The 12,963-nt window shown below is 59.7% G+C and carries 7 protein-coding genes; 1 reads left to right on the top strand and 6 read right to left on the bottom strand.

Annotated features, from left to right (window positions below; translation table 11 throughout):
- The first annotated feature begins 85 nt into the window (after positions 1-85).
- Positions 86-1,033, top strand: a complete 948-nt coding sequence (locus IB252_RS20490) for a LysR family transcriptional regulator (RefSeq protein ID WP_102616410.1) — start codon at positions 86-88, stop codon at positions 1,031-1,033.
- On the opposite strand, the gene IB252_RS20485 is transcribed toward IB252_RS20490, so the two are convergent.
- The 6 genes from IB252_RS20485 to recC all read right to left on the bottom strand — a co-directional run bounded on the left by IB252_RS20485 (position 1,030) and on the right by recC (position 12,739).
- Entirely contained in the window at positions 1,030-1,533 is a 504-nt protein-coding gene (locus tag IB252_RS20485) for an OmpA family protein (RefSeq protein ID WP_192410086.1), read from the bottom strand. The genes IB252_RS20490 and IB252_RS20485 overlap by 4 nt on opposite strands.
- 5 nt (positions 1,534-1,538) lie before the next feature.
- Positions 1,539-2,807 (bottom strand): diguanylate cyclase domain-containing protein, encoded by a 1,269-nt coding sequence (locus tag IB252_RS20480; protein ID WP_192410085.1) that lies wholly within the window; start codon positions 2,805-2,807, stop codon positions 1,539-1,541.
- Positions 2,804-3,379 carry a YfiR family protein gene (locus tag IB252_RS20475; RefSeq protein ID WP_192410084.1) on the bottom strand — a complete coding sequence of 192 codons (576 nt, stop codon included), beginning with the start codon at positions 3,377-3,379 and terminating at the stop codon, positions 2,804-2,806. The genes IB252_RS20480 and IB252_RS20475 overlap by 4 nt, the downstream gene beginning before the upstream one ends.
- Before the next feature lie 119 nt (positions 3,380-3,498).
- A complete protein-coding gene (gene recD, locus IB252_RS20470) occupies positions 3,499-5,607 on the bottom strand; it encodes an exodeoxyribonuclease V subunit alpha (RefSeq protein WP_192410083.1) in 2,109 nt (702 codons plus the stop codon).
- Entirely contained in the window at positions 5,604-9,290 is a 3,687-nt protein-coding gene (gene recB / locus IB252_RS20465) for an exodeoxyribonuclease V subunit beta (protein WP_192410082.1), read from the bottom strand. Before recB ends, recD begins: the two co-directional genes overlap by 4 nt.
- Positions 9,287-12,739, bottom strand: a complete 3,453-nt coding sequence (gene recC, locus IB252_RS20460; protein WP_192410081.1) for an exodeoxyribonuclease V subunit gamma — start codon at positions 12,737-12,739, stop codon at positions 9,287-9,289. The genes recB and recC overlap by 4 nt, the downstream gene beginning before the upstream one ends.
- Positions 12,740-12,963: the final 224 nt, after the last annotated feature.

The raw sequence follows: 12,963 nt of genomic DNA, 5'->3' as shown, positions 1-12,963 counted from the left end.
GTGTGTCGCGAGTTGGTTCTCGGACTGTTTTTGGAGTATAGATGTGCAAACTTCTAATAAGAACGCACATAAAAGCCGGTCCATCATGCAAAAAAACATCACGTCTCTAGGCTCGTTGAACTGGGATGACCTCAAGTTTTTCCTTGAAGTCGCCCGCACCCGCAAGGCCAGCACCGCTGCCAAGCGCCTGGCGGTCGACTACACCACGGTGTCGCGACGCATCAGCTCGCTGGAAGCCGCGTTGGGCACGTTGCTGTTCGAGAAATCCCGGACCAGCGGTTTTGTCCTGACCGCCGAAGGCCAGCGGTTGCTCGGTTATGCCGAGTCGATCGAAAGCACGCTGCACATGGCCTGTGAACAGGTTTCGGGTTCAGGCGTTGCCTTGTCCGGGCATGTGCGCATGGGCTGCACCGAAGGCTTCGGCAGCTTTTTCATCACTCCGCAGCTAAGCCATTTCGTCGACGCCTACCCGGCAATCTCCGTGGACATCCTGCCGCTGCCGCACTTCATCAGCCTGTCCAAGCGCGAGGCGGACATCGTCATCGCCCTGGAGCGCCCGGAGCATGGTCCATACGTCTGCTGCAAACTCTGCGACTACAAATTACAGCTCTACGCGACTCAGGATTATCTCGACAAGCACCCACCGATCCGCCGCCCGGCAGACTTGGGCAAGCATTCATTCATCAGCTATGTCGACGATCTGGCGTTCAGTTCGGAGCTGTTGTACCTGGCGAATGTGTTGCCCGGCGCCAGTGCCAACCTGCGCAGCACCAGTGTGATTGCGCAATTCGTGGCCGCACAGCAAGGGCGGTCGCTGGCGATTCTGCCGTGCTTCCTGGCGGCCCAGGATCCGCGATTACTGCCGGTGTTGCCGAAGGAAATCAACATCACTCGACAGTTCTGGATGTACTGCCGCGAAGACCTGCGCAAGCTCAAGCGGATCACCCTGTTGTGGGATTACATCCGGGAGGTGACTGAGCGGAATCAGGGTCTGTTGATGGGGGAAAGTCGCGAGACCCTGTTCGCCGATTAGTCGGCGCTCACCACGATCGACACCCGGCGGTTCTCGGTACGGCCGGCCGGCGTGTTGTTGGAAGTAACCGGTTCACTGCTGCCGAGGCCGCGCAGCTGGATGTTTTGTTCTTTCATCCCGACAACGGTCAGCACCTTGCCGACGCTTTTTGCGCGGCGCAGTGAGAGCTGTTCGTTGTAAGACTCTTTGCCTGACGTATCGGTGTGGCCGTCGACCCGCACTCGCTCTATTCCGACACCCAGCAACGCCTTGCCGATACGCTCGACGATGTCGGTACTGGCAGGGTTGAGGCTGTCGTCGTCACTGCCAAACAGCACTTTGCCGGACAGGCCAAAGGCCCAGCCCTCGTCGGTCAATTCGAAACCTTGCTGCTTGAGCACAGCGACCTGCGCCGGGGTCAGGCCTTTTTGCGGCGCCGTCTGGCAACCGGTCAATGCCAGCAAGGTCATCAATAAGGTGAACGTGAAAAATTGCAGAGAACGCCGGGTCAGTGAGAACACAAAAATCAGCTCCTGGTTTGAACATCGGCGACAGGGTACTCCGCCCCTGCCGTGTGCTGTGCGCCTCGGGAAAGGCGCTTGGCTTGGTACATGGCCGCGTCGGCGGCGTTAAGCAAAGCACCCGGTGTGGTCCCATGGTCGGGGTACACGGCGATGCCGATGCTGAGTGAAGTCAACACCTGGATATTGCCCGGCAACGGAATCGGTACTTCCATGCTGGCGATGATTTTGTCGGCAATCCACTCGGCGTCCTCGATCCTGTGCAGCGGCGTCAGCAGGACGGCAAATTCGTCACCCCCCAAACGCGCCACAAGATCCTCTTCACGCAGTTGCGCACGAACCCGATTGGCCACGGCCACCAACACCGCATCGCCAGCGGCATGACCGAAACCATCATTGATCTCCTTGAACCGGTCACTGTCGAGAAACAGCACCGCCACTTGCTCATTGAGCTTGTTGGCGTTACGCAGCGCTCGAATCAGCCGGCCTTCGAAAAACGCCCGATTCGGCAACCCGGTGAGGCTGTCATGGCTGGCCTGGTGGGCCAGGGTTTCGTTTTCGCTTTGCAGGTGGGTTTGCCAGGATTCGAGCTCATCGAGCAAGGCATTGAAGTCATTGCCCAGGTTGTCGAGTTCGGCGATGGCGGCGGGTGGCACACGCTGATCGAAGGCTCGCTCGCTGCGGGCGGCGTGAGCCACGAACGCCAGGCTGCGCAATGGGCCGGTGATTGCGCGAAGTTGTCGGCGCGCCAGATAGAGCGCCACCCAGGCACTGACGGCCGTACACAGGACGATGCCGACCAGACCGCTGAGCAAAAATCGCAACAGGCTGCCCCCGTGACCGGTGAGCTGGATGCTGCCGACTTCCTGACCTTGATGGACGATTGGCATGCTGATCGGTTTTTCCAGCAACGCCTTGGCAATCTGCATTTCGAGATCCGAGAACAAGCCCGTTTCCGGCCGTTCCCAGCGAGCCAGCAACGTGCCTTGCTCGTCCAGCACTTGGGCATCGGCCACTTCTTCGGTGGACGCAATCAATGCCAACGCTTCGCTAGCGGCAGACTTGTCGTTGAACACCACCGCCGCTTCCACGGTGTAATTGATCGAGCGCGCAATCAGGTGCAAATTGTGGTCGGCATAGACCCGCAAGGCCAGTACGCCGAGCAACGTCAGCGAGATGCTGGCCATGGCCACACCCACGAGTGCGACGATCAAATGTCCGCGCCCGATGACCGAGCGCAAGGTTGGGCGGCTATCCGGCTTGAAAAGACTCATGGCGCCGCCGGCTTGCGGCGGGACAGTTGCAACACATTGGGGTGAATATGCACGCCGCTTCGGGCGACGGAATCCAGGTTGACTTCAAAGGACACTTGCTCATCGCTGACCCGCAGGCAAAACAGACTGCCGACGGTGCAGGGGTCGTCGCGTTCGCTGATGCTCAGCACCGGGCGCCCTGCCAACGAAGCGAATAGCCGGCTGCGTTCATCACTGCTCAGTTTGCCGATATACACCGCATCGCACTCACCGGTAATCGACGGGTTGTCGGCCAAAAGACGTCGCACCGTGACGGGACGACCGGTGGCCTGGGTCGTGCCTTTGACCAGATCGTCGGTGTATTCGGTGGGGCCCACGATGCACAAGCGCAGTTGTGCTGGCTCAACAGGCCAACGGGCATAACTGAGAATCCCGAGGACCACCTGCGTGACGGATTTTGCGCGCTGATCGGCCATGCTCACAGGCGTTTGCGACTGAGCGAAAACGACGCCGGTGAACAAACAGAGAAGGCCGGCGAACAGCACGCGTTTGCACCCGGTAACGCGCTGTGTCGTCCAGACAGCGACCTTCATGCAGGGATTCTCTTCGATCGTAGCGAAATGATGCCGCAACGATAGCACAGCGTTCAGACGCCAGCGAGGTCACGTCCTACGGCACTTCGGTCAGTTTCCGACGCTTGGCACCGTCCTTATCAATCCCTTGATTCAACCCCCTCATCCAGTTCCAGCATCAACCCGCTCAAGCGTTTGACCTTGCGCCTCACCGCCTCTTCGAACACGCCGGTACGCGGCTCGATCAGGGTGAACCAGTTTTTGGCGCGGGTAATCCCGGTATAGATCAACTCTTTGGTGAGCACAGGGTTCAGGGCATCCGGCAAAATCAACGCCGTGTGGGCAAATTCCGAGCCCTGGGATTTGTGCACCGTCATGGCGTACACCGTTTCGACATCATTGAGCCGGCTCGGCAGTACAAAACGTACGCCGCCCTGACCATCATTTCGCGGGAACGCCACACGCAACACCTGCTTCCCAACCTCTGGCCCCTCGCGTTCCGGCAACTTGAGGGCAATGCCGATATCGCCGTTCATCAAGCCCAGGCCATAGTCATTGCGGGTCATCAGCACTGGCCTGCCTTCGTACCACTGCTGGTCGCTGTCGATCAGCCGGGCCTTGAGCAGCGCGGCGGTCACGCGTTGATTCAAACCTTCAACGCCCCACGGCCCTTTGCGTACGGCGCACAACAACTGGAAGGTGTCGAAGGCTTGCAGGACCTGGCGAGCCCAATCGGTCCAGCAGGGATCATCAAGCGTGCTGTCGAGCGGTGGCCGCAGGCTGCGCAACAGACTCAGGTAATGCCGATAACCCTGCGGTCCATCGCCATGCCCCTCAAGCAGCAAGCGCTCCAGCGCCCGGTCCTGCTCCCCCTTGAGGGACAAGGAAAACACGTCGTCATGGCTTCCAGCCGCCAACAATTTGCGAGCTTGTTCGGGTTGCTGCTGGTTGACCCAACGGGCCAGTTGGCCGATACCGCTGCCCTCGCCGAACCGACGTGAATGACGCAGCATCACAACTTGCTGGGCCAGTGGATGAGTGCCCTGAGTGTCTTCCTGCAAACCGCTGGCATCCAGGCTTTCACCACTGACCGCTTGCAGCCACAGGCGAGTCTGTGGGCTGTACCAACCGGCCTCGGCGTCGCGGCACAGGTCACCCAGCACGGCGCCGGCCTCCACCGATGCCAGCTGATCCTTGTCACCGAGCAGCACCAGACGGGCATGGGCCGGCAACGCATCGAGCAGATTGGCCATCATTTCCAGATCGATCATCGAGGCTTCGTCCACCACCAAGACATCCAGCGGCAAGCGATTACCAGCATGGTGACGGAAGTGCCGAGTACCGGGACGACTGCCGAGCAGACGGTGCACGGTGGTGACGTCTGACGGGATCTTCACTCGTACGGCTTCATCGACTTCCAGGGTTCTGACCTGCTGACTGATGGACTCCGTCAGTCGGGCTGCAGCCTTGCCGGTGGGTGCCGCGAGACGGATGCGCAACGGCTTGCCCGCCTCCACCGCCGGCGCCTGGAGCAACGCCAGCAAACGCACGACCGTCGTCGTCTTGCCGGTCCCCGGGCCACCGGTAACGATGCTGAATGCGCTGCGGGTGGCGAGGGCGCAGGCGAGTTTCTGCCAGTCAATCACTTCGCCAGGCTGGGCTGGGCCGAACAAACGGGTGAGGCGTTGGGACAGATCATCCGGCGTGGTTTCGTGTTCGACCAGGCGTTGACGCAGCGAGGTGTCGATACGCCGTTCGTAAGCCCAGTAGCGACGCAAGTACAGGCGTTTGCCCGATAACACCAATGGCCGATGTTGCGCCGCCTCACGACCGTCGACCGCCAAAGCGACCAGACTGCTGGAGGCCAGGACCTTGCACCAATGGGCACCGTCCAGCGCCTCAAGCAATTGCGACGGCAACAACATTGCGCCACTTTGCACGTCACCTTCCGGTGGCAGCGACAGGGCGAAGTCCGGTTCCTTAAGTGTCTCGAACACATCCAGGCACACATGACCGTGGCCCAGTTGATGACTGGCCAACGCAGCGGCCAGCAGCACCAGTGGATCATCGCCGGGAGCGAGCTCGTGAAGAAAGGCAACGAAGGCTTTATCCAACGCTCGCAGCCAGCCACGCTCAACCCAGCGCGTCAGCAATAGCAGCAAGTCATCGGCACGACTCAACGGCGCCAGATCCGCCAGGCTTTCGGCTGTCAACGAAGTGGGCAGCAAATCAGCGAAGGTGCGACTCATAGCAAAACTCCCTGTTCCCAGGCGGGTTCGGCCTTGGGTTCTGGCTTGCCCTGGAACAGCCGGTCCAGACGCTCGATCAGCTCTCTTGGTGGACGGGCAAAATACACGCCTTGGCTGGGCGCACGCGTACCACGCAGGAACAGGTACAACGCACCGCCGACATGCCGGTCGTAATCGTAATCGACCAGTCGCGCCTTGAGCTGGCGATGCAGGGCCAACAGGTACAGCACGTATTGCAGGTCGTAACGGTTATCGAGAATCGACTGCTCCATGGCCTGCTCGGTATAGGCCGCGTCATCGACGCCCAACCAGTTGGATTTGTAGTCGGCGACGTAGTAGCGGCCGTCGTGCTCGAACGTCAGGTCGATGAAGCCCTTGAACATGCCATTGAGCAACACCGACTCGGCAGCCACCCGGGCCACACCGTTGTGGGTGTATTGGCGCACCAGTTCATCGAGTTTGAGCACATCGACTTTATGACTGGCGAACCAGAATTCCATCTCGACCCGGTACTGGGTCAATTGCTCGAATACCACGGGAGCCTGCCCGCCGCCGATATGCAGCGGGGACGTAAGCAGATGCTGCAGCCAGTCGCTCAGGGCGGTTATCCAGCCTTCCCAGCCACGTCGATTGCAACGACGGGCAATGGCGTCTTCCACCGCTTGCGGGGTGGCAGTGAAACCTTCGTCACCGGCCCACTCGAGCAAACCATGGAGAAAGGTGCCGGGGTTCGGGCCACGAGGGAATCGATGGATGTCAGCGCCGCCGGCCACCACTTCGCGTGGTGCCTGAGGATCGAGGCGTTCATCGTCGAAGAGCTTTTGCGCTTGCGGGCTCTCCGGCGCTTCATCAGTGCCCACGCTCATGCTGTCGCCAATGCGCAGGGCACTGTAGGAGGCAATCCACCAGTTTTCGCTGGCCTTGCGCTTGGGTATCAGCGGAGCCAGTAACGTCGCATCGTTGCGTGGTGGATGGTAGTGCTCGACTGTCGCTTCAGGCATTTCACCGTAGCTCAGAGCAGGACAGTCCTGCTGCAGGTCTTCCAGCCAACGCTTCAAGCCTGCCGACTCGGCCAATGGCGCTCCGCCGCCCAGCAGATAGCCCAATGCTGACAAGTGCAGCACCGAGCTGTTGTTATTGCCGCGCTTGAGATCCGTCACTCCGAGCCAGCAGGCGTGTTGCGCCCGTGTCAGGGCCACGTAAAGCAAACGCAGATCCTCGGCGAGACGCTCATCATCCGCCTGGACAATCAACTCGGCAGTCGGCCTCAAGGTCACTTGGGCCTTGCCCGTGGCGTCGTGGTAATGCAGCGGCAGACGGCTGCCATCCACCGGTTTCGCCGAGCAAATGAACGGCAGAAACACCAAGGGATACTCAAGCCCCTTGGACTTGTGAATGGTCACGACCTTGACCAGTTGTTCGTCGCTCTCAAGACGCAGGATCTGCTCTTCGCCGGCCTGACCGGACAACGCCAGATGCTCGGATAAATGACGGATCAGCGCTTGCTCACCATCGAGTTCGGCGGCCGCTTGTTGCAGCAATTCGGACAAGTGCAGCAAATTGGTCAGCACCCGCTCGCCGTCACTGCGCGTGATCAATGTCTGAGGCAGCTGGAAGTCATGCAGCAATCGCCGCAGCATGGGCAACACGCCCTGCTTGCGCCAGAGCTCTCGATAATGGCGGAACTGCATGACCCGAGCTTCCCAGGCCAGTTCGTCCTGATTAAGCCGCTCGAGTTCAGCCAGCGACAGGTTCAGCGTGATGCAGGCCAACGCGGCCCGCAGTGGACGCTCGACATCCGGCTCGGCACAGGCCTTGAGCCAGGTCAGTACGTCGTGGGCCTCTTGGGCGGCGAACACTGAATCCTTATCCGACAGATAGACGCTGCGCACGCCACGGGCGGAGAGTTCGCCGCGCACAGCCTGGGCCTCTTTACCGTCGCGGACCAGGATCGCGATATCCGCTGGCAACAGACCTCTGAAGTCCTTGCCGTCCTGTATGAAACCCGCGCGACCGTGCTGCCCACCGTTAAGCAAAGTGGTGATTTCACTGGCGCAGGCGGCGGCAAGTTGTTGTCGGTACACCGCGCCGGACAGCGGCTGATCGGCGGACAGGTGCCAGATGTTCAGGGCGGGCACGACCTGGCCGTCGATGTGCAGAACTTCTTTGCGCCCTTGGGATTCGACCGGCAGGAACGGTACCGGGTTCTCGCCGCTCTTTTCACGAAACAGGAACGCGCCCCGACCGGTTTCGCGAGACTCGGCGCGCTCGAACACATGGTTTACCGCTCTGACCATGCCATGGCTGGAACGGAAATTCGTACCCAGGGTATGCAGTCGGCCAGCAGTGGCCTGACGGGCGCGCAGGTAGGTGTAGATGTCGGCACCGCGGAATGCGTAGATCGCTTGCTTGGGGTCGCCGATCAGGAACAGACCGCATTCGGGGTTGTTGTTTTCGATGCGATAGATGCTCTCGAAGATCCGGTACTGCACCGGGTCGGTGTCCTGGAACTCATCGATCAGCGCGACCGGGAACTGCTCGCGAATCAGGGTCGCCAGCCGCTCACCGCCATCGGATTGCAACGCTGCATCGAGGCGGAGCAGCATGTCATCGAAGCCCATCTCCGCACGGCGACGCTTTTCTTCCTCGAACCGAGTACCGACCCACTGGGCGGCGTGTTGCAGCACGGCGGCATCAGGTGTCGGCAATCCATCGAGACTGGCCTTGAGGCCGGGCATGGCGTCCAACCCGGGATGACTGGGTACTTCACCCTTCCAGGCTTCGGCCATACCCTCGGGAGTCAGGCGCGTGAATCCGGTGCCGATATCCAGTTGCTCAAGGGATTCGTCTTCAGCCCAGGCCCTGATCTTTTCGAACCAGGGTTCGAAATAGCGCGCCTGCATCTTGCGACCGTCGACGCTCTTGCCCGCAACACCCTGGTGACAGATAGCAAGCAATTCGTCTGCCCACTGGCGCCAGGGCATCTTGAGCTCGAGCAAGGCTGCCCGTCGCTCTTGCAGACACGCCGTGATCAGCTCGGCAGGTTCTTTACCTTCAACACTGTCTCGCTCACTGGCGAACAAACCGCGTACTCGCGGCAGCAAGGCTGCCGGACCGCCCCAATTCCCACGCACCCAGCTCAGCGCATCACCTTGCATCGGGTAACAAAACAGGCGCCAGTAATCGCGCAAGACTTCGCCCAGCAAATCGCTGTGATCGGTTTCCAGGGTCTGGGTAAACAGACTGCCACTGTCGAACGCGTGTTCGCGCAACATGCGCTGGCACCAACTGTGGATGGTCGAAACTGCCGCCTCGTCCATCCACTGCGCGGCGATGTCCAGACGGTTCGCGCAGCCGGACCACTGCTCGGGAAGGTACTCCTCACGAAGCTCCGCGATAAGGCTATCGGGCGCCGGTGTTTCATCACGGAAAAACCGTGCAGCTTCAGCGAGACGCGTGCGGATACGTTCGCGCAATTCTTTGGTCGCCGCATCGGTGAACGTCACAACCAGGATTTGCGGCGGCAACAGTTCACGTCCGAAGCCGCTCGACTCTGCGCCGTGGCCAAGGACCAGACGCAGATAAAGCGCGGAAATGGTGAAGGTCTTGCCGGTCCCGGCGCTCGCTTCGATCAATTGGCTGCCGCGCAGGGGAAATGCCAAAGCCAGAGGTTTTGTGGTCATGTGCGCGCCTCCTCGCTGTTCAATGAACGCCAAGGCGCCTCAAGCAACGGCCGGTACAACGCGTTGCACCAATCCGGGAAGGTTTCGTCTGCGGCAAGCGAGTCGAAGTCGGCAAACTGCCGGGCGAGTGCCGGACTTTCGCGACGCTCGCCGTCGGTGGTCAGGCCATCGCCTTCATAGGCCTTGCGGGCTGCGGCCTGGGCTTTGACCGGATCAGTTTGACCCAGCCATGCGAAGCCGGTCTTCACCGCAATCGGCAGTGGTTGACGCATGCCCGTTTGCCAAGCCATTAACAGGTCGCCCAGAATCCGCAAGGCTGCATCCTCCGGCATCGGACCGAGCAGCAGACTGTCGTCGCTGGCCACCAACGCGGTGGTCATCGCCATACCACTGGCGCAGGCAACCAGATGATTGACCCATGGCCGTGTCAGCCGATGCCATTTGCGAGACTTGATTGAGCCGATGCTGTTGGGGATTGTAGTGACTGATAGCAAGCCACCATCCGCACGTTGATGCAGGCCGCTGAGCCAACCTTCCAGGCGCAGACCCAGCAACTCCAGACTCACTGGCAGAGCGTTGGTGAGCGGTGTTGGCCATAACGCCAAAAGCTGTTGGTAACGCTGCAACAGATCAGGCAACGGTTCGATCAACTCGCGCTGAAGGCATTCGCCGAACCCCGCCATGGGCAGAAGCCCACTGTTTTGCAGACGTTTTGCCTGTGCTTCCAGTACCTGGTCGGTGCTATCCAGATGCCTCAGCGCCGCTTCAAGCAAGCTGTCGCTGAGGCTGTAACGTTGCAACGCATCGAGTACAAATGGCTCTTCATCAGCCAAGGGCATTTCAGCCGCTTCGAAGTACACCTTCAGTCGTTGACTGAAGAAATGTCGTACAGGATTACGCAGGAAATCCTGCAGTTGACCGAGACTCAGCGGCTCTTCCTGAATGTAGGGATCAAGGACTTCGATATCAGTCGACGGCTCACTGGTTTGATGCAGCACCTGCCATTCATTCGCGTAGCTGAACAAGTCATCGCCTTCATGGAAGTAGCGGGCGCTGAACGGTTGCAGTGGATGTTCCTGAGTGATGGCCTCAAGCAGATCTTCGTCGACATCATGCAGTCGCCAACCGCTGGCCAGATGATCTCGCAATTGGCCAATCAGTACTGACGCGGGGCGTTCACTGTTATCGCGAATGCTGCGACCGACCCAGCTGATATAGAGTTGGTCACGTGCCGACAACAGCGCTTCCAACAACAGGTAGCGGTCATCTTCGCGTCGGGAGCGGTCGCCAGGGCGGTAATCACTGCCCATGAGATCGAAGTCAAGTGGCGGTTGTGCACGCGGGTAGTCCCCGTCATTCATGCCCAGCAGACAGACCAGTTTGAACGGGATCGCTCGCATGGGCATCAAAGTGCAGAAGTTAACCGCACCGGCCAGAAAACGCTGGGACAGGCGGCCCTGATCAAGACCGGCGAGCCAGGCTTCACGGACCACGGTCAACGGCAGTTCATCATGCAAACCAACTGACTCACAGGTCTCAAGCCAGGTTTCACGCAGCTCTTCGAGTTGGGCCAACACGTAGTCGTCATGCTCGTTACTGGCCAGGAAAAACAACTGAACGAGTGCGTGCAATCGAAAGCCCCATTGTTTAGGAGCTGCGGGTAGAGAGAGCTCCTGGTGGGCAATCTCCAATGCGTCCAGCAACGCGACCAAAGGCCCAATGAGCGCGGCATCCAGACCACCGATCTCGTCGTAGGGTTCGATACCCTCGCAGGCACTGGCACTGCCCACGGCATAACCGAGCAGCATCCGTCGCAGACCGAAACGCCAACTGTTTTGTTCCAGCTCCTGCGGCAGACCGAGACCCGCGCGCTGCTCGGCATTCATGCCCCAACGGATGCCTGCGCCTTCGATCCAACGGTGCAGGGTCGGCAGATCGCGTTCCTCTACACCGAAGCGAGCGCGCAGCGCAGGAACATCCAGCAGATCGAGGATCTCGCTCACGGGGAAACGGCTGTCGGGCAACTTGAGCAGATGTTCGATAGCAATCAGTAACGGGTCACGACCACGTTGGCCTTGATCTGCGAGCGTGAAGGGAATGAAACGTGGATCGTGGCGTTCAAGCTGAGCAAATACCGCACGAATATGCGGTGCGTAACTGTCGATGTCCGGGACCATCACGATCACATCGCGAGGCCTTAATTCCGGATTAGCACTGAAGCGTGCAAGCAACTGGTCGTGGAGGATCTCCACTTCGCGCTGGGCGCTATGGGCAATGTGAAAACGGATCGACTCGTCCTTCGCCGGATCGACAGCTGGCCAGCGCTCGCGAGTCTCGTTCAAGGGACGCAACTCAAGAATGTCGTCCTGCAATTGATTGAGCATGTTCTGTGGCTGGCTATCGCTGAACAGGTCGATACGGCCATCGCGGAATGCCGAGCGATAGCTGTTGGGATCGTCGTAGCTGTCGAGCAGATTGATATAGTCCCGCCCCTGCTTGCCCCACGCCGCCAATAGTGGATGGGCATGCTGGTGAAGGGTTTGCGGGTCGAGCGCAACCGGCATTCCGCTCTTGCGAGCCTGACGCTTGTATTGATGCCGCAACAGGTCTTTATCGGCGACGATGTCTGCCCAATGGTGACGACACGGGTTGTGTACGCAGAGCAGAACCTGGCTGAACCGGGCCAGCCCCGCCAGTGCTTCCAGGGCTTGAGCGGGCAGTGAAGAAATCCCGAAAACGATCACCCGTGAAGGCAATCCGCTGGGGGCTACGTCGAGGCTGTTGATGCGCTCGATAAACCGTTGATGGACGCCGGCTCGGCTTTGCGCCATGCCTTGTTCACCCACATCCAGCAACAGCGCACGCCACAACTCTGCCTGCCAACAGTTAGCCGCGGTCAGAGGTTTGGTTTCGCCTCTACCATTTCGTAATTGATGGCGACCTTCGGCCCAGTCTTCAAGCCAGTCGGCACGATACACCTGGTATTGGTCAAACAAATCCGCCAGCCGCTCAGCCAACTGATAGCGTTTGCGTAAATCGGTGTCATGGGTAAGGAAACGTTGCAGCGGTTCGAAGTGAGGTTGATTGATCAACTGCGGAAGCAGACGCATCAGGCGCCAGGTCAAAGGAGCTTTATCGAGCAGGGATTTGACCGGGATTTCGTCACGGCCAAGCACCATGCGATAGAGCTGCCACATGAAGCTACCCGGTAACTGCACGTCGATGGCTGCTGCGATTCCGCAGCCACCCATGTCCTCGTCTTCAGGGTCTTCCGCCAGTGCCAGCTTCAGCCATTGGGCGATGCCGTTGCTCTGTACCAGGGCAATTTCATTTTCCAAAGGAGCCAGCGGGTAACGCCGCATCCAGCTGACCACCAGGCTGCGCAACTCGTCCAGGCGGTTGCCGTGAACCACCATAAAACCAGCACTGAGGGACGTCGCGTCCGGCATAAAGGCTTCCTTGGAAAAATACAAAAACTAGGGCCGAACCTTAGCATTGTCGGGAGACTGTGACAGCCGGGAGCCGTCCGGTATTGCTGTACGAACTTTCCTGCGGACAAAACAAAACCCCTACCTGCATACGCAGATAGGGGTTTCGGAATTTAATCTTGACGATGACCTACTCTCACATGGGGAAACCCCACACTACCATCGGCGATGCATCGTTTCACTGC

The organism is Pseudomonas sp. PDM10 (genome assembly GCF_014852295.1).
In the GTDB taxonomy this organism is placed as follows: domain Bacteria; phylum Pseudomonadota; class Gammaproteobacteria; order Pseudomonadales; family Pseudomonadaceae; genus Aquipseudomonas.
The sequence above is the reverse complement of the archived record's forward strand: the minus strand, read 5'-3'. Positions and strand labels throughout refer to the sequence as shown.